13 protein-coding genes are annotated in these 21,584 nt (G+C 52.7%); all 13 read right to left on the bottom strand.

The genetic code is table 11. The annotated features are described in order from the left end of the window. Positions 1 to 33: 33 nt before the first annotated feature. Positions 34 to 4,485, bottom strand: coding sequence for an endo-1,4-beta-xylanase (locus MHH82_RS04610; protein WP_340963733.1), 4,452 nt, complete (start codon positions 4,483 to 4,485; stop codon positions 34 to 36). A 57-nt stretch (positions 4,486 to 4,542) separates the two neighbouring features. Beyond that, positions 4,543 to 5,502, bottom strand: coding sequence for a carbohydrate ABC transporter permease (locus tag MHH82_RS04605; RefSeq protein ID WP_340963730.1), 960 nt, complete (start codon positions 5,500 to 5,502; stop codon positions 4,543 to 4,545). Continuing rightward, positions 5,502 to 6,461 (bottom strand): ABC transporter permease, encoded by a 960-nt coding sequence (locus MHH82_RS04600; RefSeq protein WP_036664362.1) that lies wholly within the window; start codon positions 6,459 to 6,461, stop codon positions 5,502 to 5,504. Before MHH82_RS04600 ends, MHH82_RS04605 begins: the two co-directional genes overlap by 1 nt. Before the next feature lie 86 nt (positions 6,462 to 6,547). Beyond that, on the bottom strand, positions 6,548 to 8,251 hold the full coding sequence (locus MHH82_RS04595; RefSeq protein WP_036664364.1) for an extracellular solute-binding protein: 1,704 nt from the start codon (positions 8,249 to 8,251) through the stop codon (positions 6,548 to 6,550). A gap of 126 nt (positions 8,252 to 8,377) precedes the next feature. Continuing rightward, entirely contained in the window at positions 8,378 to 9,910 is a 1,533-nt protein-coding gene (locus MHH82_RS04590) for a response regulator transcription factor (protein WP_340963724.1), read from the bottom strand. Beyond that, the gene (locus MHH82_RS04585; protein ID WP_012819054.1) at positions 9,882 to 11,726 is read right to left on the bottom strand and encodes a sensor histidine kinase; all 1,845 of its coding nucleotides are present in this window, start codon (positions 11,724 to 11,726) and stop codon (positions 9,882 to 9,884) included. The genes MHH82_RS04590 and MHH82_RS04585 overlap by 29 nt, the downstream gene beginning before the upstream one ends. A 17-nt stretch (positions 11,727 to 11,743) precedes the next feature. Further along, a complete protein-coding gene (locus tag MHH82_RS04580; protein ID WP_036664370.1) occupies positions 11,744 to 13,291 on the bottom strand; it encodes a helix-turn-helix domain-containing protein in 1,548 nt (515 codons plus the stop codon). A 167-nt stretch (positions 13,292 to 13,458) separates the two neighbouring features. After that, a complete protein-coding gene (locus tag MHH82_RS04575) occupies positions 13,459 to 14,292 on the bottom strand; it encodes a carbohydrate ABC transporter permease (protein WP_012819052.1) in 834 nt (277 codons plus the stop codon). A gap of 29 nt (positions 14,293 to 14,321) precedes the next feature. Beyond that, the gene (locus MHH82_RS04570) at positions 14,322 to 15,272 is read right to left on the bottom strand and encodes a carbohydrate ABC transporter permease (protein ID WP_036664374.1); all 951 of its coding nucleotides are present in this window, start codon (positions 15,270 to 15,272) and stop codon (positions 14,322 to 14,324) included. 30 nt (positions 15,273 to 15,302) lie between these two features. Next, positions 15,303 to 16,625, bottom strand: a complete 1,323-nt coding sequence (locus MHH82_RS04565) for an ABC transporter substrate-binding protein (protein ID WP_009591115.1) — start codon at positions 16,623 to 16,625, stop codon at positions 15,303 to 15,305. A gap of 141 nt (positions 16,626 to 16,766) precedes the next feature. After that, entirely contained in the window at positions 16,767 to 18,317 is a 1,551-nt protein-coding gene (locus MHH82_RS04560) for a response regulator (protein ID WP_340963716.1), read from the bottom strand. After that, a complete protein-coding gene (locus tag MHH82_RS04555; protein WP_012819049.1) occupies positions 18,292 to 20,070 on the bottom strand; it encodes a sensor histidine kinase in 1,779 nt (592 codons plus the stop codon). Before MHH82_RS04555 ends, MHH82_RS04560 begins: the two co-directional genes overlap by 26 nt. A gap of 324 nt (positions 20,071 to 20,394) precedes the next feature. After that, complete coding sequence (locus MHH82_RS04550) at positions 20,395 to 21,570, bottom strand: NAD(P)/FAD-dependent oxidoreductase (RefSeq protein ID WP_009591109.1); 1,176 nt, start codon at positions 21,568 to 21,570, stop codon at positions 20,395 to 20,397. Positions 21,571 to 21,584 lie beyond the last annotated feature (14 nt).

The following is a 21,584-nucleotide window of genomic DNA, read 5'->3' as shown; positions in this document are numbered from 1 at the left end:
GCTGCTTTACATCGTTCACGTCCGATCATCGCATTAACGATTCACGGCCTTAATCAGTTCCCAATTCCAAATCCGGTCCAGAATCACGGCTGCCTGGGCACGCGTAAAGTAAGCCTTCGGCGCGATTTTGCCGTTCATGCCGTTCACGATGCCCGACTCTGCAAGCAGAGCTGCACTCGATTTGGCATATTCGGCAACCTCATCCCCATCGGCAAAAGCATCCAGCGCCCCTTCGCCCTCCAGCTTCTTGCCTGTCGCCTCCAGGGCACGCTGCGTGATCAGCATCATGTCCTGGCGCGTCATCGGCGCGTCCGGCGAGAAACGATTTCCGCCGACGCCTTGAACGAGCCCAAGCTCTGCAGCGATTTGCACGTGTTTGTAATAATAGGCCGAAGACGTAACATCTCCGAATGCTGCCCGGCCTTCGCTCAAGCCTTCCAGTTCCAGCACGCGTACGAGCATAACGAGGAATTCGGCCCGGGTGATTTCGTTCTGCGGATCGAACATCGTTTCGCTTACCCCTTGGATAAATCCGCGGGATGCCATCGTTTCGATCGCATCGATCGCCCACGGCACATGCTTCAGGTCATGAAACGTCTTGAATGCGGAAACGACTGCAAACGTGCCGCCATGCGGCAGCGCTGCGCGAACGATCCCCTGTTTCGCATCATAACGGCTGTTAGCAAGAGGCCCGCCTTGCCCGTTGGCATCGATCTCCCTGACAAAGATATGATCCGGTTGTGCCAGCTCTTCCTTGGTTGGTGTGTAAGGCACCGACCAGATCAGGCGAGCTTTGCCCGATTTCCACGACAGGGCCCGGTCGCCGGCAAGAGCCTCTATCCGGAACACCGGACGATCACCGATCTCCTCGCGAAGGGCTGCACCCAGATTGCTGCCCGAAGCTTTCGCCAGACGCAGCGCGACGGTTTCCGTATCCTTTACTCCGGCTCCCCGAACCCATGCGCTTGGCAGCTCCAGTGCGCCGAACTCCGTTTGGAGGATCAACACAACTTCCGAGTTCCCCAGCAGCCACTTGCCCGGCAATTGAATTTCGTAGGACTGGGCCTCTGTTTGAGCCGGGATAGCCACGATTGCTCGCTTCGGTCCTTCCACACCGGCTGCCGCCCTATCCAATGCCTGCTGAAGGACTTGGCTCGAGACTACAGCGAGAATCCGCCCGTCGTTGTTCCGGATTTCGAGTGAAGGCGTGTTTGGAGCTGGACTTGTACTGCTTCCGCCTCCGCCCGCGTTTGCACCGCTTCCTCCGTCACCGCCGCCGTTATGTTCTCCGCCGTTTCCGTCTCCTCCGCCAGGAGCGGAGCTCTTCTTGAATTCCAGCACGCCGAACCTGGACGTGTTCTGATAGGACTGGCCCGTCGGATCCGACCAGATGGCCACGCTGTCTCTTGTGCCCTGGCCGTCTTCATCGTTGTTCACCTGCAAATCGAATCCGATGACCGTCCCTTTCTCAGGCTTGATCTTGTCGAGGCGGATCGCTGCTTCAACGACATACCCCCCGTCGGTCACCTTCGCTGCCGAGGAGAAGTTATCCTCGCCCGCATAACCGCCAAAGGAACGCAGATTGTTGAAGTTCATCCGGTACTGTCCATCATCTTCTTGGTAAGCATCCGTCTTTCCATTATTCTGATCCACAAAAATCTCTACCGAATCCTGCTCCCATACGTTGGGACTCGCATCCGACAACAAGCTGTCGCTAACTATGGCGTAAACATACAGGTAATTCTCATCCCATAGCGTCCGGAATGTTGCGGTCGCGCCGCTGTTACCCTCGACCCACACGTCGGTTGCCAGTTCCGCGGCGTCCTTCCAGACCCCGTCCAGCTCGCCGTCCACCTTCGGGGTGCCGTAGCGGGCCTGGGCCGATTTCGGCGCAGCAGCGAGCGTAAGAATGCCGAGTCCGTCTTGATCGCTCTCCTGGGCATGCCTTGGATCGCTCCAGGACACCACCGCTCCATTCTTGCCATGCTCGGAACCGTCATCCGAACCGGAATCCGTTACCCTGACATCGAAAAAAATGTCGCTGCCCAATGCCCCTGTTCCGTGTAGCTGGAGAAGAGCCTCCCCCGAGTAACCTCCCGCGGTCTCTGCCGTGTTGGCGGCTCCACGCTGAATCCGGGCCTCTTGCAGGGTACCGTTCACCACCGCGAAGATATCAACCTGATCCCCTGGGGCTATCGATCCGTCTTTCACGTCAACCCTGACATAGATATGGTCCTTGTCCCATAGCGTCTTAAATTCGGCAGACAACGATCCCAGCTTCTCCGTCTTAAGTGCCGGAACCAGATTCCAGGAAGCATCCGGCTGTCCGTCGATGACCGCCTTACCCTCCACAGCCATTCCGGTTTTTCTCACAATCGTTAGCCTGGAGGGATCGACCATTCCCCAATAAGCTGGCTTGGCCTGATATTGTTTGTCAAAAGGAAACGGGGCATCCTGGCGGCCCGTCCCCGCGGGACGGTCATGCAGCCAGGTATGGTCGTCTGCAATCCCCCAAAGGGTGACATTGCTGATCCAGCCACCCTCCACGCCTGCATCAACGCCCATTTGGTCCAGCCGCTTCAATTCTTCAAACAGCTCTTTGTACCGATAGCCTTGTTTGTCGAGCAATTCCTGAGGAACGGTCTGGAAGGCGTCGGTATTGTTCGTGTACACCGAAACGTCCAGCTCGGTAAGCTGATTATCAAAGCCCGCCTCGCCGAACATCCGGATGGAATCCGAGATTTGCTGGATGGAGGGCCCGCTGATATTGATATGCGTTTGATGGCCCACGCCATCGATCGGAACGCCTTCCGCCTTCAGCTGTTTTACGAGATTCAGCAAATAATCGCGTTTCTTCGGGTTGTGCGTGCTGTAATCGTTGATGTACAGCTTGGCCTCGGGTCCGGCTGCGTCTCGCGCAGCATGAAATGCGGTCCGGATATAGTCGAGTCCCGTTATCCGGTACCACTGGCTGTCCCGCATGCCGTCCGGACGCCCTTCGTCAATGACCTCATTCACGACGTCCCAATCGCGGACATCCCCCTTATAACGGCCGGCCACCTCATGGATATAAGCTTCCAGCCTCTGAAGGACGAGCGCTTTATTCTCCGGCGTGGCTTCAAGATATTGGCCCTTGTCGTCCTTCAGCATCCATTCGGCGCCCTGCTGATGCCACAGCAGCGTATGGAACCGGAGGTTCATATCATGATCCCTGGCATAATCCCTGATCAGATCCGCGTTGGTAAAGTTATAGGTTCCCTCTCTCGGATTGAGAGATTCCGGTTTCATCACGTTCTCGGCAACAAGCGAGTTGTAATGATAATCCAGAAGCTCCTTGTGCACGCCGGACAGATGCTTGGGCTCCACGGCTGCCCCGATCTCGAAATACTCCCGATACACATCCTTCAGGGCGGGAATATCCGTCTGAATGGAGCCCGGCAGAGCGAGCTTAATGTCATCGACATAGAAATTGGAAAGATCCGAGGTTTCCACGTACAGCTTCAAGGTTTCCATATCCGAGCTGAAGCCGAAGGTTCCTTTCAGTTCCACCCACTCCGTGCCGCTCGCGGAGGCTGAGGCGAGGGTCGTATAAGACGTCTCTGCTGCGCCCGCCGCTTTATTCTCCATCGAAAGCGATAGTTTGACCGCAGCGGCAGGAGCCTGCTCAAGCCTGGCATAGGCTGAGATCGTATACGTTTTTTGGCTCACCATGATGTCTTTGACGTCCTGGCTGGGCCCGTTCCAGTTGTTCGTCCGATCATGGACCTTTAAACCGTAGCCGCCGCTATGGGCTGCTTCTGGCACAGCTTCTACGGTCTCCGAATCGCGAGGTCCCCAATCCATCGTCGTTCCGTCTTCAAAATCCCATACGACCGTATTCTCTCCTCCCGGCACCCCATTGCCCGGGTCCGGTGCCGGCTCAATCAGCCGGACTTTGAAGTCGTCCATATAATAAGCGGCGTCCGGACTGCTCGGACTCTGCAAATACACCTGCAGGGCTGATGCATTGGCATCGTATTTATAACGGCCTTTTACCTCCACCCACCCGTCGGCGGTTACATCGACCGGGCTGCTGAAGTTCACGTATTCCGGCTCGGCCCCGGTTTGCTGCATGGCAAGCTGAAGCTTCTGAGACCCTTGGGTGCCCTCCTTCAGATGGACATAAGCGGAAATTTCATATGTCGCTCCCTTGTCCAGCCGATTCGTGGCGGATAGATTAAACCCCGGTCCGTTCCAGGTCGCTGTCCTTCCCTCCGTCAGCAAGCTCCCTGTTCCTTCATAAGCATAGGTAGCGGAAGTCACCGTCTCCGTCCCCCGTTTGAACCACCCCTCCGTCCCGCCATCGAAATGATGGTGAATCACAAGATTCTGATCAGCGGGCGTTTGGGCCGGTTCAACTGCCGCCGCGCTCCAGCTAGGCGGAATAAGCAGCAAGAACGCGATCAGCATCAGGCTGATCTTTCTAATGATCGTTCTCTTAGACACGAAATGCTTGCCTCCTCATCGGTTGCCGTTATGATCTGTCCTCCAGCAAAATCTTGTTCATTCTTTGACGCTGCCCACGTTCAACCCGACAACGAAATATTTCTGTAGAAACGGATAGACCAGCAGAATCGGAACGGATGCCACGACCGTTACGGCAGCGCGAATCGAAATCGGCGTTACCATATTCACCGCAGAGTCCTTCGTCATCCCCGCGCCGGCAGCTACTGCCGGGTTGCTGTTCGCGTTCATACTGGATGATAGGAGCTTCATCAGCTCATACTGCAAAGTACTCAGCTCTTGACGGGAGGATGTATAGATGAATGCATCGAACCAGGAGTTCCAAGCCCCCACGGCCACGAACAGTGCAATGGTTGCCAGCACCGGTTTACATAGCGGGAAGATGATCCGGATGAAGATTTTGAAATCTCCGGCTCCGTCGATTCTTGCCGATTCAACCAAGCTTTCCGGAATCGTTCCGATATACGTCCGGATAACGATCATATTAAATGCGCTGATCATCGACGGGATCACATATACCCAGAACGAATTAATCAGGTTCAAGTCCTTCATCAGAAAGTATCCAGGAATCAAACCTGCGTTAAAGTACATCGTCAGAATAAAGATCAATGTAATCGGCTTGCGGAATACATATTCCCGACGGCTCAGCGTATACGCCAGCATCGTGGTCAAGACCAGATTCAGCAGCGTTGAAAGCACTGTTCTTGCCACGGAAATCCAGAACGCGTCATATATCGTTCCCGAAGCGAATACCGCCTTGTAGTTCTGCCAGGTAAATTCCCTCGGCCAGAGATAGATTCCGCCCCGGATCGTATCATTCCCCGCATTCAGGGAAACGACGATCGTGTTCAGAAACGGATATAATGTGACAACGACAAGACCAATCATAAACAAGGTATTGAATGTATTAAAAAGGATCGGCTCTACGCTTTTTTTTCTGACAGGTTTAGTCGCTGCGGCAGCAGTTGCTGGCCCAGGGCTGATTGTTTGATTGTCCATTATAGCAGCCTCTCTTCCCCTAGCCGTTTCGCGACTCCGTTTGCAATCAATAACAGCGTCACACTAACGACCGTTTTAAATATACCGGCAGCCGTTGCTAATGAGTAATTGCCTTGGGCAAGCCCGTACTTCAGCACGAAAATGTCAATCGTTTGCGACCAGTCGACAACAAGACCGTTGCCCAGCAAGTATTGAACCTCGAAGCCTGCTTCCAGAATGTGACCGACCTGCATGATCAACAGAATAATGATCGTTGGCTTAATGCCCGGCAAAGTAACATGGAACATTTTCCGATAGCGGCTTGCCCCGTCCATATCGGCAGCCTCATAAAGCGCCGGGTCGATGGATGCCATCGCAGCCAAATATATAATCGTATTCCAGCCGACTTCTTTCCAAACATGCGACGCTCCGACGATTCCCCAGAAGTATTTGCCTTCACTGAGCCATTGGATCGGCTCCTTGATGAGATGCAGCTTCATAAGGACATCATTGATGATTCCGTCCGAAGCCAAGCTCGTCGCCACAATCCCGGTTACGATGATCCAGGATAGAAAGTGCGGAAGATAGGAGATCGTCTGTACGGTTCTTTTCCAAAATACTTTTCTGATTTCATTCAGTAACAATGCAAGGATAATTGCAGTCGTAAAGCCGAGAATCATATTGATAACACTCATTGCGAGCGTATTGCGAAGCACTTGCAGGAAACTATCGTCCTTAAAAAGAAATTCAAAATGTTTAAAGCCTACCCACTTCTGTTCACTAAAGTCTCTAGCCGGCTTGTAGTCCTGGAAAGCCATGGTCCATCCCCAAATAGGAACGTAGGCAAACAAGATGATGTAAGCCATCAGAGGCACCGACATATAGATCAACTGTCTCTGTTCTTTGAGTACGGCCCAGGTGATTTTCTTGTTTGTCTTAGGCTTGCGGACGGCAGAGTCTTTGACTACGGTCTCTTCCATAAGTTTGTTCTCCCCAAAACCCCATATTTCGTAAACAAGGAAGGCAAGAAGCCTTCCCGTTTCCGATTCATGTACCTTCCGCTGCTTTACTTAACAGACCAAGTGTCTCTTCTCCATTGCAGCACTTCATTAATCCGATCCTCATAAGCCTTGATGTTGAGCTTGCGGATATCAGTGACGTACTCACCCCAGACGCTGTCGAATTCTTCCGGTTTAGCAAGAATGGCTTTTGGCAAGTACTTCGTGGACAACTCATTTTGCTTCGTATTCACGATTTTCGCTTCAGATCCGTCTACCAGGTCGACAGACCATGCCGGGTAAGCGATGTCGTTCTCGGGAGCCGGACTGAAGAAGTCAACATAGCTGTTGAAACCGTATTGGGCAAGGAAGTTCTTGTCATACTCTCTCAAAGCGGCTACCATTTCTTCAGGCTGTGCAGCGCCGTCCGTAGCGTTGCCGTCCGAGAATAAACCTTCCATTTTTGGTGCTTGACCGTGGAAAGAATCGGCTTTATTCGCGAGCTTCCAGGTTGCATCGGTAAACAGATCGCGCTGCTCTTGCGTTTTCATGAAGCGGCCGTCCTTGACAATGTAATCTTCCCCTTCGATCCCCCAGGACAAGATTTTTTGCCAATCTTCTTGAATCAGCGTATCCAACAATTTGATAATTCTGATCGCCTGCTCTTCGGATGCGTTGACCGTGATCCCGAAACCGTTGTTGAGGTTCAGAGCCGGACGATCTTTGTAATGATCCTTGATACTTTCATCAAATACAAGCGGAAGACCGACATACGTTCTTTCATCTTTCTTCTGAGTAATCAGCGCGTCCTCTGCGCTTTGGAAGTTCCAGTGCTGGTCAAACATGCCAAGAACTGCACCGCTGGAGATTTTCGCCATATACTGGTCAAAGTTCTGGGTAAACGTTTCCTTATCGATGATACCCAGGGCATTCATTTCGTTCAGCTTTTTATAATAACGTTTGGCATAGTCCTTATCGGCAAAAATTTCCGCCTTGCCGTCTTTAACAACTACACCGCCGTCATTCGGATGACCGATCAAATGCTGAGGAGCATTGAACAGACCCCAGTTTTTCCAGTCATAGTTCAGAATTTCAAAGCCGATCGTCGGGGTACCGTCGATGGTCGGATGCTTTTCCTTGTATTGTTTAATGATGTCAAAATATTGATCCAAGGTTTTAACCTCTGGATATCCTGCCTCTGCCAATACGTCCTTCTGAATCCAGAAGGCTGGGCCCGAATAATAAGACGAGGTAACATCAGCATTCGTTACACCATAGTTTGGAAGATTGTAAATATGACCGTCATTCGGGTCTTTCATCATGTTCCAGTACTTCTCATAATGCTTCTTCAAGTTTGGCGCATGTTCTTCAATCAAATCCTCGAGCGGGATAAAGGCACCGGCAGCTGTCAGCTTTTGATTCGCTGTCATCATGTCCGGATAATCGCCGCCTGCAATCATAACGCCGAGCTTCTGGTCAATATCGCCTGCCAGGAACTCGAATTTGAAGGATGCTCCTGTCTTTTCCCTGATTAATTTATAAATCTTGTTGTCAGGTGTTGGTTGCTGGTCGGGCTGACCGATAAAAACACTCACCTCAAATGGTTCGATCTTATCCCCGTCCGTCCCGGGTGTTGTTTGTTCTGCGGAGTCCTTTGCTTCCGGCTTGGCCCCGCTATTCCCGTTTCCGCCCCCGCAGCCCGTAAGGACGATGCAAAGCGACAACAGCAACACCGTGCTGAGCCGAAGCCATGATTTTGTCTTACCCCCCATAAAAGCACCTCCGTCATAATGTGGTTACATCGTTGGTCGATACGCCTCTTCATGTAACCTTCCTTTATTTTAAAAGCGCTTTCAAAGGCGGACTATACTATAATTAAAGCATTAACCTTAAAAACTTTAGAACATCCTCTTCTTGAACTCATTCGGTGCCATGCCCCATCTTTTTTCGAAATGCTTAAGGAATTGGTTGTAGTGGGTGTAGCCGACCCTTTCGGCGATTTCGCTGTTCTTCAGCTTGTTCTGCTTCAACAGCGCGGCCGCTTCCTCAATCCGCAAATTATGTATGAGTTCGTTGAAGCCAATCCCATTCTTACGCATCAGCAGCTGGCCGAGATAGACGGGATGCAGATAAAAAAGCTCCGCCAATCGCTTAATGGTCAGATTCTCCCGGTAGTGCTGCCGAATATAATCGTTAATCTCCTGGATTATGCCTTGCGAATGCCGGGCCTGCTCCTTGAGAAGAAGCTCGATGCACTCTTCCCCGAAGCGCAGCAGCTCTCCCATCAAGTCGTTCAAATGGAAGGTTCCGTCCGTTAATCCAGCTGCATTGGATTTGGCTGCCAGGATTCGAGCTTCCGCACCTTCCGCCTCCCTCACCAAATCCATGATTTTATACAAAACATGGATCACCATTTTCTTCACGATCCCCGGCGCGATTCGCTGCTCCGCAAACCTGGACGCAGCCAATCCGGCAGCCTCGCGGTATCCCTTCTTGTCGAGGAGTTCCACGGACCTGATGACATCATCCATCAGGTTCGTGGGGTAACGATAATGAAACGGCCGATCCCGTACCTCTTCATATGAAATCATCCCGCCGTACGCCGGATCGTAAAATTGATGCTCGATGGCTTCCTTGGCGGTTTCGTAGCAGCGACGGATATGCACCAGAGACTGCTGGCCTTCTCCTACAGCCATAAACAGCCGCTGTCCTGCATAATGGCGGACCAGCTCGCGGATCGTGCCTGAGGGTACGCTCCCGTTGTCAGGGGAATAACCGTTCACCAAACCAAGCCGGTTCGATTCCAGATCGATGACATACTCCGAATTCGCGTGGGCTGACAAGCGGGCGACGGTTTCCTTGACGTCAGGAAACAAGGCAGACTCTGCTTGGATCAGACATACGTTCCACTCTTGATGGGCGGAGGATAAAACCTGAAGCCTCGACAGGCCGCTAGCCCTAAGCGGCATCTCCAAGAGCGTTTGCATGATCAGCGAAACATCCTCTTCCCTCTTAGCAATCGCACTCAGGCTTAATCTGCGATGCTCCTGCATCAGCTCAGCATGAATCTTGCCGAGCTCCTCCTCGGCTTCCTCTGCAATAATAGGCTTCAGCATGTAGTGATGGATGCCGTGCCGCAATGCCTTCCTTGCATATTCAAATTCACTGTAGCCGCTCATGATGGCAAATTTCACACTGCTATCCCGGTGATGCTGCTGCCAGGTTTCAATCATATGAAGCCCGTCCATTAGCGGCATGTTTACATCGGTAATGACCAAATCCGGCGCAAGCCCATGAATCATCTTCAAGCCTTCCACTCCGTTGCCCGCGGTTCCGCAGACGCTAAACCCCAAGCGTTCCCAATCGATCCACAGCGCCAGCCCTTCCATCGCACCCGGTTCGTCATCGATCAACAGCACTTTGAAAGGCATGGTTCTCCCCCTCTCCGCCTTCATGCTCCCGAGACTCCAACAGCCGGATCGGAATCTCGAATGAAACGGTTGTCCCTTGATTCGGGGTGCTGGCAATGTTGAAAATGACATGATCGTCGTAGTACAGCTCCAGCCGCCGATATACGTTTCGAATGCCGAAGCTGTTGCCCGAGAACTGCTCGTTGCGAACCGAGAGAATAATGTCCCGTAGCTTGCTTTGCTCAATGCCCTTACCGCTATCCGTAATGACGATGCGAAGATAATCACGGGCAACCGAAGCGCTTATGGTCACCAGACCCGCTCCATCCATCGCCTGCAAGCCATATTTGCATGCATTCTCAACGAGCGGCTGAATGCTCATTTTCGGAATTTTATAATGAAGCGCTTCCATATCGATGTTGAATTGATATTCGAATTTATCCCGAAAGCGGAATTTTTCGATTTTGAGATACATTTCGATAAATCTGATTTCCTCCTCCACGGAGACCAAATCCTCTCTCCAGCTCAGGAGTCTGCGAAGCAGCTTGGATAAGCTTTTGATAATATCCGTCACATCCGTGTATCGATTCTTCGTGCAGACCACCAATATCGCATTCAGGGTATTGAACAGGAAATGGGGATTCATCTGGCTCTGCAAAAAGTTCAATTCAGCCCGAACCCGCTCCATCTCCAGGCTTTTCTTCTGAATCTCCAGCTTGTACACATTGTTGATCAGGGAGTTCATCTTCGCTGTCATCTGATTGAAATTCCGGATGAGTCCGCCGATTTCGTCCCGGCCTTCGTCCAGTTCAATCAAGTCGAATTTCTCGTTGCTCACCTTCTGCATATGACGCGCCAAACGCTTCACCCGGTAATTGTAGGATCTCAGCATGACCGTAATAAAGACCGCCGCAACCAGCGTAACAACCGCTGCCAATACAACGGTAAACAGCTGCATATCCAGCATGGCGCTCGTAATCCGGCTCCCCCGGTTGATGCCGATCAGCTTCCACCCCTTCACGTACCTGGCCGTTCCGATCGAGAACACATGCCGATCCTCTTCGTCGTATTGCTCCAGGTCAAGCTTCGAATATGCGCTGTACTTCCCTCTTTCATAACCGCTGCTGGCCGACATAATAATCTCATTGTTCTCGTTCACCAAATACATATCCAGATAATCGCGTTCCCGTACAATGACGTCATAAATCTTGCTTAAATCGATATCGATTCGAAGCAGCTTCTCATAGGTGTCATAGGTATCGTAGTAATCCATCTTCTCAATCACGCTTAAGTACGGAACCGTCGATGCCGAGTTGTTCGCTTCTGCCGCCCTGTACGCCGCCACCAGCACCGGATGGGCCGAGCTGCTCCATAATGCATACCAGTCGCTCTCGAGCACATTATCGTTGATCACATGATAATTGCCGCCGGACACAATGGTGGAATTTTCGGTGAAGATGCTAATCCGCTGAATCTGGTTGTTAACCGGTATGTAGCTCGTTACCCGATTCCGGAGCTGCTCATCAAAGGTTTCGTAGAAGTCCAGCTGGGACTCATACTCGCGATCGAGCATTTCGTAAAGGGTCTTATCCGTACTCAGCGCATGACTTACAGCCACCCCGCCGTCGATGAAATTATGAATATCCTTCCTAGCCCGCTCCATCGAGATATCGAGGTTCTGCTCCTCTCTCTCCCGGATCAGCTCCGACATCCGATCCATAAAGATGAGGTTGACCACCAGAATAGGCAGCAGTACACCAATGACAAAAATAAGAAAAAATTTAGTTTTCAACGGAATATCGTTCACGAAATTCCCCAGCCTGAACATTCTCTTCATGAAGGCACCCTCCCGGTTTAGCGCTGCTTGCTTTCAACATGATTCTTGTAATTCGAGGGCAGAATCCCGGTTGTCAACTTAAACTTATGGATAAAATAGTCCGCGTTCGGGAACCCGACATGGAGCGCAATCTCGGAAACCTTCATTCCGCTCCGTTTCAGCAGCAGCTTGGCCTCCTCGATCCGCTTGTCATTCAGGTATTCCTTGAACGGCTTGCCAGCATGCTTCTTGAACAGCTGCCCCAAATAGGTGGCGTTCATATGGAAATGTCGTGCCAAATCCTGAAGCTGAAGCCTGCTCCGGTACTCCCGGTCGACATACTGAATCACTTGAAAAATGGTGTTGTGCTCGTTAAGCTTGCTTAACTCTTCCAGCTGCGAAGCGGCCTCAAACGCGAGCAACCGCATATAATTCTTCAACGGCGCTTTATGGCAAGCATCACTCAGATGACCAAGCTTCCTTTGCAGCCGGTTCATGAATAGATCCGGATCTCCATTCATTTCCGCGATTCTTCGACACAGCTTCAATTCCAGATCGGCCACATCGGCTTGAAAAGCCCTCAGGTGGAGGAGATGATCGGGCATGGCCGTAAAAATCCGCGCCAAGCATGACTCGATGGACGCATGCTCCCCCGCCATAATCATGGAAAGCAATTCGTCCATCCATCCGCAGGGAAGTCCCCGGAGCCGCTCGGCTCCTCTCGGTTCTTGGCAACAAAACACGCCGCTTCGGCCTTGGCTTCGCTTATCGTCGCGCACCTCCGCGCTTTGCCTGTAAAGCTTTCCGATCGCCTGGATTCCCTCCCCTGTGCCGCTTAACGCCACGATAACCGGCCCTTCAAGCTCCCGGGCCAGAGCAGACTGCAACAGCAGCGCAGTCTCCATGACCTCATCCGGAGTCGAATGCTCGACATGCAGCACCACTCCGATGCTCCCGCTATTGTCCTGGAAGCATCCCAGTAAGCTCGGGGGCCCGTAATCGGTCATCCATTCGATCCAATCCACTCCCGTTTCAGTAATCCCTGTTTCAATCAATAGGCACTGCAGCAGCGGCTCGCCCTGGATTTGCATCGCATTGCTGGCTTGCTCGGCCAAATCAGGACTCAACTCTTCCCGAATGAGCCGGTTCAACAAATAATGGACGGCAAGGCCGGCTTTCTTCCGGTTGCTGCGTTCAGCGTCTCGTTCGTCCTGGATCTCATGGCTGAGCTTGGCAAGCACTGCCTCGATCTCCTCGTCATCAATCGGTTTCAGCAAATACTCGGCGACCCGTTGGCGCATGGCTTGATGCGCGTATCCAAAATCATCATATCCGCTCAAAATAACGAATTTCGGAGGAAGAGGCAGTATCCGTTTGCTGTGCTCAATCAATTCCAGGCCGTTCAGGACTGGCATGTGGATATCCGTCATCACCAGTTCAGGCTTCCATTGTTCCATTAGCTTTAGCGCTTCGGGAGCGCTCAGGGCTTCCCCGCATATTTGGAATCCGAACCGCTCCCAGTCGATCATCGTTCTCAATCCCTCCAAGACCCATGGTTCGTCGTCCACCAGAAGCACATTGAACATCGCCCTCGTCCTCCTTTACCAAGCGAATAATGTAAGCGCACTCATTTTTACTTATACTACCATACTAGTATATCTATGAGAATATACTACAGGAACACAAACACAAATAACCGTAAGCGGGGTTCCTTTGTACAAAGGAACCCCGCTTACGGGCTGCTCAAGCCGGCCTATCCCTTAATCCCGGATAACGTAACGCCTTCAATAATATATTTCTGCCCAATGATATACACGATGAGCACCGGGACGAGCGCAATGGAAGCCCCCGCCATCATCAGCGTCCAATCCGTTGCATACATGCCCCGGTACAAATTCAGCATCATCGGTACGGTAAATTTATCCGTGCTGCTGAGAAAAATCAGCGGGTTAAAGAAGTTGTTCCACATCCCGAGGAAGGTAAAAATCCCGAGTGCCGATAAAGCCGGCTTGATTAGAGGAATCATGATCCGGGCGTAGATCGTCCAGCGATTCGCGCCGTCCACGATGGCCGCCTCTTCCATTTCCTTCGGAATGCCCCTGAAGAATTGCCGGAGCAGAAATACCCCGAAGGCGTTCAGCAGCGCAGAAGGGACGATAATCGCCAGATGCGTATCCAGCCACCCGATATTTTTCATGATCAGATAGAGCGGAATAATGGTCACTTGTCCCGGAACCATCATCGTTGCCAGAAACAGGACGAACAGCGGCTCCCGGAACGGGAACGTGATTTTGGCAAAAGCATAAGCCGCCATGGAGCAGGTAACCAGCTGTGAAACCACCACGATGATATTGATATAGAAGCTGTTGAAATACGCGCGCCCGAACGGCAGGGCCGTCAGCGAATCCTTATAATTGGACCAGATGAACGGATCCGGAATCCATTTGGGCGGCACGACGAATACTTGCGACAAATCCTTGAGCGAGCTGAGCACCATCCACACAAACGGCAGGGCCATCAGGCAGGCGCCTAAAATCAGCACGATATGCAGCACCACGGTGGACATCCTCAATCCCCGATGTATCATTCGTTTTCCTCCTTCCTAGGTTCGAATCGTCAGTCTTCGTAATGCACCCACCGCTTGGACATCTTCATCTGGAACAAGGTGAGCGACAGGATCATCACGAACAGGATGACTGCCGACGCCGTGCTCTTGCCAAAGGTAAAGTCCGCAAAGGCCGTCTCGTAGATGTGATAGACAAGCGTATAACTGGCCTTCGCCGGTCCGCCGGAGGTCATGACAAACGACTGGTCGAACACCTGAAAGGAACCGATGATGGACATGATCGTCACGAAAAAGGTCGTCGGGGACAGCAGCGGAATCGTAATATGGATCAACTGCTGCCATTTGCCGGCGCCGTCAATCTCAGCCGCCTCGTAATAGCTTCTCGATATGCCCTGAAGTCCGGCCAGGAACAGCACCATGTTGCCTCCCAGCCCCATCCAGACGCTCAGCAGGGCAATCGAAGGCATCACGTACCTGGAATCCGTCAGCCAGGAGGGGCCCGTTATCCCGAACCACTGCTGCAGGTACATGTTAATGAGGCCGAAGTCTGCGTTGAACAGCCACATAAACACGACGGCCACGGCGACGGACATCGTAATGTTCGGCATGAAGTAGATCAGCCGGTACAGAATCTTTCCGCGAACCCGGTTTAAGCCCACCGCCACCAGCATGGCGAGAACGATGCCGGTCGGTACCGACAGAATCGTGTAATACACCGTGTTCACCAAAGCGATGTGGAACTCCTCATCCTGAAGCTGGGACACGAAATTTTGGAGTCCGATAAACTTCTTCGCCCCCATGCCGTCCCAGTTCATCATGCTGATGACAAAAGCCGAGATGAGCGGAACCAATGAAAAAGCGATCAAACCGATCATCTGGGGAAAGATAAAAAAGTAGCCCCATAAACCGTCGGACGTCTTGCTCTTTAAGGTTGTTCTCCTCTCCGGAAACCGCTCCGGAGAAGGAGCGGCTCCGGAGCTTCCAGCAGGCTGCGTGTTCATTTCATCTCACCGTTCCTCCCCAGAGCTGGATCAATTATTGCCGCTCTTGTAATCCTGTATTTTCTTGTTGGCCATATCCTGAATATCCTTCAAGGAGCTTTCAAGCTCCTGATCTTTCAGCCACAGCGCCTCGAACTTGGACGTTATATCCTGGCTTAGTCCGGGAATGCCCGCCTCGAACGGAGTCAGGGAATACCCGATCTCGCGCGCGTCCAGGAATAACTGGGCGTGCTCCGGCAGATTCCCTTCCAGCACCACCTCATCCGTTCCCTGTACCGACGGAACGGCATTGCCGCCGCCCTGCAGGCGGAAGCGTTGGCCCTCTTTGCTTACGTACTCGGAGAAGAAGGTGTATGCCGCTTCCTTATTCTTCGATGCCTTGTTCATCACCATGTAGGCGGTCGGAATACCGGCCGGCTCGATCTTATTGCCGGTATTGGTTGGCCATGTGACCACGTCATATTCTAGCCCTTGATTCTTCTTGAACAGCGGCAGGTACCAGCGGCCTGCAGCAACGAATCCGACCTGGTTGGACATAAACATGGCATCCCCGCCTTGCCCTTTGGGAAGCGTGCCGGAGAAGGTGATGTTTTTGGATTTCACGTTGTCGTACAGGAAGCGGAAAGCCTCCATCGCCTTCGGATCCGAAGCCGCTACGAAATTCCCTTCGTCGTCGTACACCCGGCCGCCGTTGGAAGTAACCCAGCTGTGGTAGCTGTTCCAGGAGTTATCCAGCACGTAGCCGTACTTTTTGCTGTCCCTGATCTTGTCCGCCATCTCCTTGAATTTGTCCCAGGTCCACTGTCCGTTCGCCTGAAGATCGGCCGGCATCTCGGTTATCCCTGCTTCCTTCAGCACCTTCTTGTTGTACCACAGCACCATCGGGTTACAATCCACCGGTACCCCGAAGATCTGGTCATCCCGCACGGCTGCGCCCCACAAGCCTTCGAAATAATCCTCTTTCTTGATCACGCTTTCCGGAGCTTCCATATACGTCGTCAAATTCTCAATGCTCTGATTCTCGATCAGTTTCACGACCAGGGCGTCGCCTGCATAGAAGATATCCGGAGCCGTCCCGCCTGTTAATTGGGTTAATATTTTCTGATCATACTCGCCCGGAATCGGAATAAATTCGACCTCAATGTCCGAGTGATTCTTATTAAATTCCTTCGTCAGCTCCTGAAAGCGGCTAAGCTCGCCGGGATTTCCCCAGGTCGCCCATTTGATCTTGACCTTCTCGCCGCTTCCGGACTCCCCGCCCTCTGATGTTCCGCCGCCTCCACACGCTTGGAGTATGGATGATAGTAGAAGAATGATTGCAAGCAATGACCCTCTCACCTGTTTCCTTGTCATTTCATTTCCTCCATTCAAACCAGATTTGGACTCGCTGGCACAGCTTTTGTAAACGCTTTAATTATAAAATTTTGGCAAAAAGCTTTTGAACGGATTATGTTCCGAAAAAGTGGTTTCTTTTCCGATCCTATGAAATTCCCCTTATTTTCGATGCTGTCCCTGGTACTCAGCTGGCGTCATGCCTACCATTTTCTTGAACAGCTTGCTGAAGTATTTGACGTCATTGAATCCGGAACGATCCGCCACTTCATACACACGCAGCGATGTTGTGGAAAGCAGCTCCTTGGCCCGTTTCAAGCGGAGATCAATGACATAGTCAATGAAGTTGTGTCCCGTGACGCGCTTAAACAATTCGCTAAAATAGTTGCGGCTGACGGCCACTTCGTCCGCCACCTCCTGCAGGGAGATCGGCTCGGTAAAGCGCGCCTTAATATATCGGACGGCCTGCAGCACGATCCGCTCATGCAGCGTGGATTCCGGTACAGGGTGGCGCATGGCTTCCTCCCGCAGCGCATGGAAGCCTTGAAGCACCAGCTTCTTCACTTCCTCCACCGAGCGAAGCTTGCCCACCTCCCCGATCTGCGGAAGCGGCGGGCCGCCGGGAAGATGAAACATAGCAAGCAAGCTCAGAAGCTCCTCTGCTTCCCGGAGGACCGCCGGCTTCTTCATCCGTCCGGGACGCCAGCTCTGCATAATGGACTGGAGACGCTCTTGGCTTATGTCCATGTTCCCGACGGTCAGCGCGGCCCTTAGGGCATGCAGCTCGGCAGCCGGCCTCTCCTGAGCCGAATCGGCGGTCAGGGGAAGCTCCTCTGCCCGCAATATCTGTTGATCTGGATGAAAGAAGAGGCCCTCCAGGCTTTCAGCGGCTTCTCTAAACGCTTCTTGCAGCTTATCCATGCTGTTATATCTCCTGCTGAGCCCCATCGTGCTCCGGATCGGCAGGCGGATAGCTCCTTCGTACCCTGAATCCTGCCCGTTTGCTTCATCCCTTAACGGTAAGCAGACTGCGATCCGGTCCGTTTCCAGCCGAGCTGCCAGCGCCTCCGGCGCCTGGTCATATAACTGCCCCATGAACCGTTCGATCTCCTCCTGCCAATCCTTTGGCTGTACGCCGGCCGCAGCAGCGCCCAGATCCGAATCTAGCTGGAGCACGGCCAGCAGATACGAGCCGTTATGGTTCCATGCTTCCAGCTTCACGAGTGCATCCGGCTCACCGGACAGCGCCTGAAAGAGCATTTTTCCGGCAGCCTTCTTCTTATTCAGCCGCTGCTGCTGCTCATGCTCGGTCAGAATCCGCTGCATCTGCTTCTCCTCTTCCAGCTTCAATCGCATGTGATCAAGCACGGCGACCAGGGAGTCCGCGTCCAGCGTCGGCTTGAGGATATAATCCGATGCGCCAAGCCTGATGCCTTCCCGCACGAATTCGAAATCGCTGTGACAGCTGAGCAGCAGTACCTTCACCCAAGGACAAAGCTCCCTTGTCCGCCGGGTCAATTCCAGGCCGTCCATGACCGGCATGGCGATATCCGTGATCAGAATGTCCAGATCCCCGTTTACGATCCACTTCATGGCCCGTTGTCCATTGGAGGCCTCCCCGACAAGCCGGTAACCGTATTTCTCCCAATCGAAGGTCGAGCGCAGTCCCGTACGCGCGATCGCTTCGTCATCCACGAGCAGCACTCTGTACATAATCGTCCCCCCTTTGTTTCGCAAACGTGACCGTGACCCTCGTTCCTCCGCCTTCCGTGCTTTCCACCCATACCCCGTACCTGCTGCCGTAATACAGCTGGACCGTTTGGTGAACATGACGCAGGCCGATATGGGTCATGCCTTGCTTGGAGTGATCCTGCTCATACGACAGCAGTCCCTTGATCCGTTCAGGCTTAATGCCGATTCCGTTGTCCTCGATCCGCACCATGACATCCTGCTGCTGCAGTGTTATCCGGATCTGAATGACGCCCCCTTCATCAAGCGGGGCAATCCCGTGAAAGATCGCATTCTCCACGATCGGCTGCAGCAGCATCCGGGGAACGTGGAGATCCTCCATTTCCTCGGGGCAATCGATCCGCAGCTCGATTGGGTGGTCATAACGGTAATTCTGGATGATCATATATTTCCGAAGCAGCTCCAATTCATCTCCAAGCCTTATAAACACACCGTTGCGCTCCAGGCTCCCCTCCAGCAGATGAACCAGGGCCGTGACCGATCGGTCCACGTCATTCGTTCGATTCAGCTTGGCCATCCAGCGGATCGAGTTCAGCGTATTGTAGAGAAAATGGGGATTGATCTGATACCGCAGCGCGCGGATTTCGGCTTTTTTCTTCTCGGACTCCTCCGCGGCGATCCGCCTGATGAGCAGGTCGATCTGCTCTATCATTTTGTTGAAGCTTCGGCCCAGCTGACCGATCTCGCTGGGACCTACGTTCTTGCTGCGGACCGATAAATCGCCCGCCTCGCTTCTGCGCATCAAGCGGCTCAGCTGAACGAGCGGATTGCCGATTCTCCGCGTCATGAAATATCCGATGCCGATCGCGGCCAGAATCGATCCGAATACGATCCAGACCGTGAAACTCCGGATGCTGGCGGAATCGGCCGTCAGTTCCTTAAGCGGCACCATGCCGACCACATGCCAGCCGTTGTTCAGGCGCGAGGGGATCATCAGCGTTTTGTTGTTATTCAGGTTGTATTCCGTCAAACCCGAGGGCAGCTTGATCCTGGACTGCTTCCCGTACATCGATGGATCGGGATGGTAAAAGTAACGATTCTCGTCATTCGCCACGTACATATACCCCGTGTCGCCGAATTGGACATGGTTTAATTCATCAATCAGGACATCCCCCATAATTTCAATGAACATCACCCCGACGATCTCCCCCGTATCCCAGCTCCGGATTGCCCGGCCCAGCCCGAACACGGGAAATCCCATTCCCGTTTGCTTCAGGTAGGAGGTATCCGACAAGCCGAACCATACCGCCTGCCCGTTCGCCTCCAATATCGCCCGATACCAAGGAGAATCCCACTGGTCCGGGATGGACATCAAGGAATCCGCGCTCAGGACCGAATTGTTCCGCTGCACGTCAAACACGTATACATCCAAGATCTCCGGCGAATTGATCATGATGGACGTCAGCAGGTCCTTCCCCTCCTTCACCTTCAACGTCAGGTCGTATTTACTGATATCCTGATCCTCCAGTATGCCGTGAACCACTTTGCTGTTCAGCACCATCATCGAGGAGTCGTCCAGTTTCTTGAAGAACATATTCAGCTTGTCGCTGACTTGGGTGATCGTGAGGGAAGCCACTTTACTGACCTGCTCCTCCACGATCGATGCCGATTTGTGATACGAAAGGAAACCCATGATGAGAACCGGGAGTGTTGTGCCGATGAAAAAAAACATAAACAGTTGAATCACGATCGAATGAAGACGACGGTATCCCCGCATACATGCTCCCTCCTGTTTCATGAAATGAAAATTGCGAACCATTTGAGATAGCGCTTACATAACTATCTGACCTTCTTTCTTCTTCGCTCTGGACGCTCATCCATTCTGCCTTTCTTACCTCCTTCTCCCACATCCCGTCGGGAGCGGCGCCCGGGAATCCCTTCCCTGCTTGCATCCTCGCTTCGGGTGTATCCATCGTATTATGTTTTCCTGACGTTGTCCCTAAGTCTCTGCGCTTATGTTTGGGCTGCGCAATAAAAAAAGATGGACCCGAATCATTCCGGGTCCATCTCTTGTATTTGGATATAATGTCGCCTTCCAGGCTTAGTAAGCCAGCGTGAACAAACCGTTGATGTGGGACAGGTAACGCATGTTACTTGCTTCCTTCATCAAGGTTGCAGGCAGACCTTTCAATTGGGTTTTGTTGGCGCCGATGGTGCCGATGGCGTCTTTACGTCCCAAGCTGCCGAGCGTACCGGAGAATACCGGGTTGAAGGAAGCCGGTGCGCCGCCGTTCAATTGAGCGAAGATGTTGTAGCCGATCAGCTCGCCCATTTGCCATGCCAGCTGTGCCGTTGGCGGGTATGGACGGCCTTCCGGTCCCATAACAACCGCACTGTCGCCTGCAACGTATACGTCAGGATGGGAAGCGGATTGCAGGAATTCGTTGACAACCGCACGTCCGCGGTTGACTTCGATGCCGCAGTTAGCCACAACGGAGTTGCCCTGTACGCCGCCAGTCCAAACCAAGGTGCTGGTTTCAATCGTGCTGCCGTCTTTCAGTTCAACGGTCGTGCCGTCCATTTTGGTAATCGGCAATCCGGTCAGGAAGTTCACGCCGCGTTTTTGCAGGCTTGTTGTCGCGCGGTCAACCAGTTCGGCAGGGAAGCCCGGCAGAATGGAAGGAGCTGCTTCAACACAATAAAGCGTGATTTCTTGTGGGTCGATACCGTATTTGCGAGCGAGCTCGCTTCTCATATCGGCATATTCGCCAACAAGCTCAACGCCTGTCAAGCCGCCGCCGCCAACCACGATGGTAGCGTCCGCTTTGTTTTTGGTTTTGCTGTATTCCGCAATGCGGGACTCCACATGAGCACGCAGACGGTTAGCATCGTTCACGGACTTCAGAATGAAGCTGTTCTCTTGCAGTCCCGGAATGCCGAAGAATGCCGTTTCGCTGCCCAGTGCGATAACCAGGGCATCGTAGGTGAAGTTTCCGCCGTCGTCCAGGGAAACCGAACGCTCATCCGGCTTGATTTCCTTAACGTTGCCGATGCGCAGGTCAACGTTCGCGCCGCGCAGAAGCTTGTCGAGCGGCAAAGCTACTGCCTTCTCTGCGATGTTGCCTGCTGCCAGACGGTGCAATTCCGTAATGATCTGATGGGTTGGGAAACGGTTGATCAGCGTGATTTTTGCGGCAGCACCAAAATGCTCGCGTGCAGAAAGCGCACTAAGCAAGCCGCCATAGCCTCCGCCCAAAATTAAAATATGTTTAGACATGACCATCCTCCGTT

It is taken from the genome of Bacillus sp. FSL K6-6540 (genome assembly GCF_038007545.1).
The sequence above is the reverse complement of the archived record's forward strand: the minus strand, read 5'-3'. Positions and strand labels throughout refer to the sequence as shown.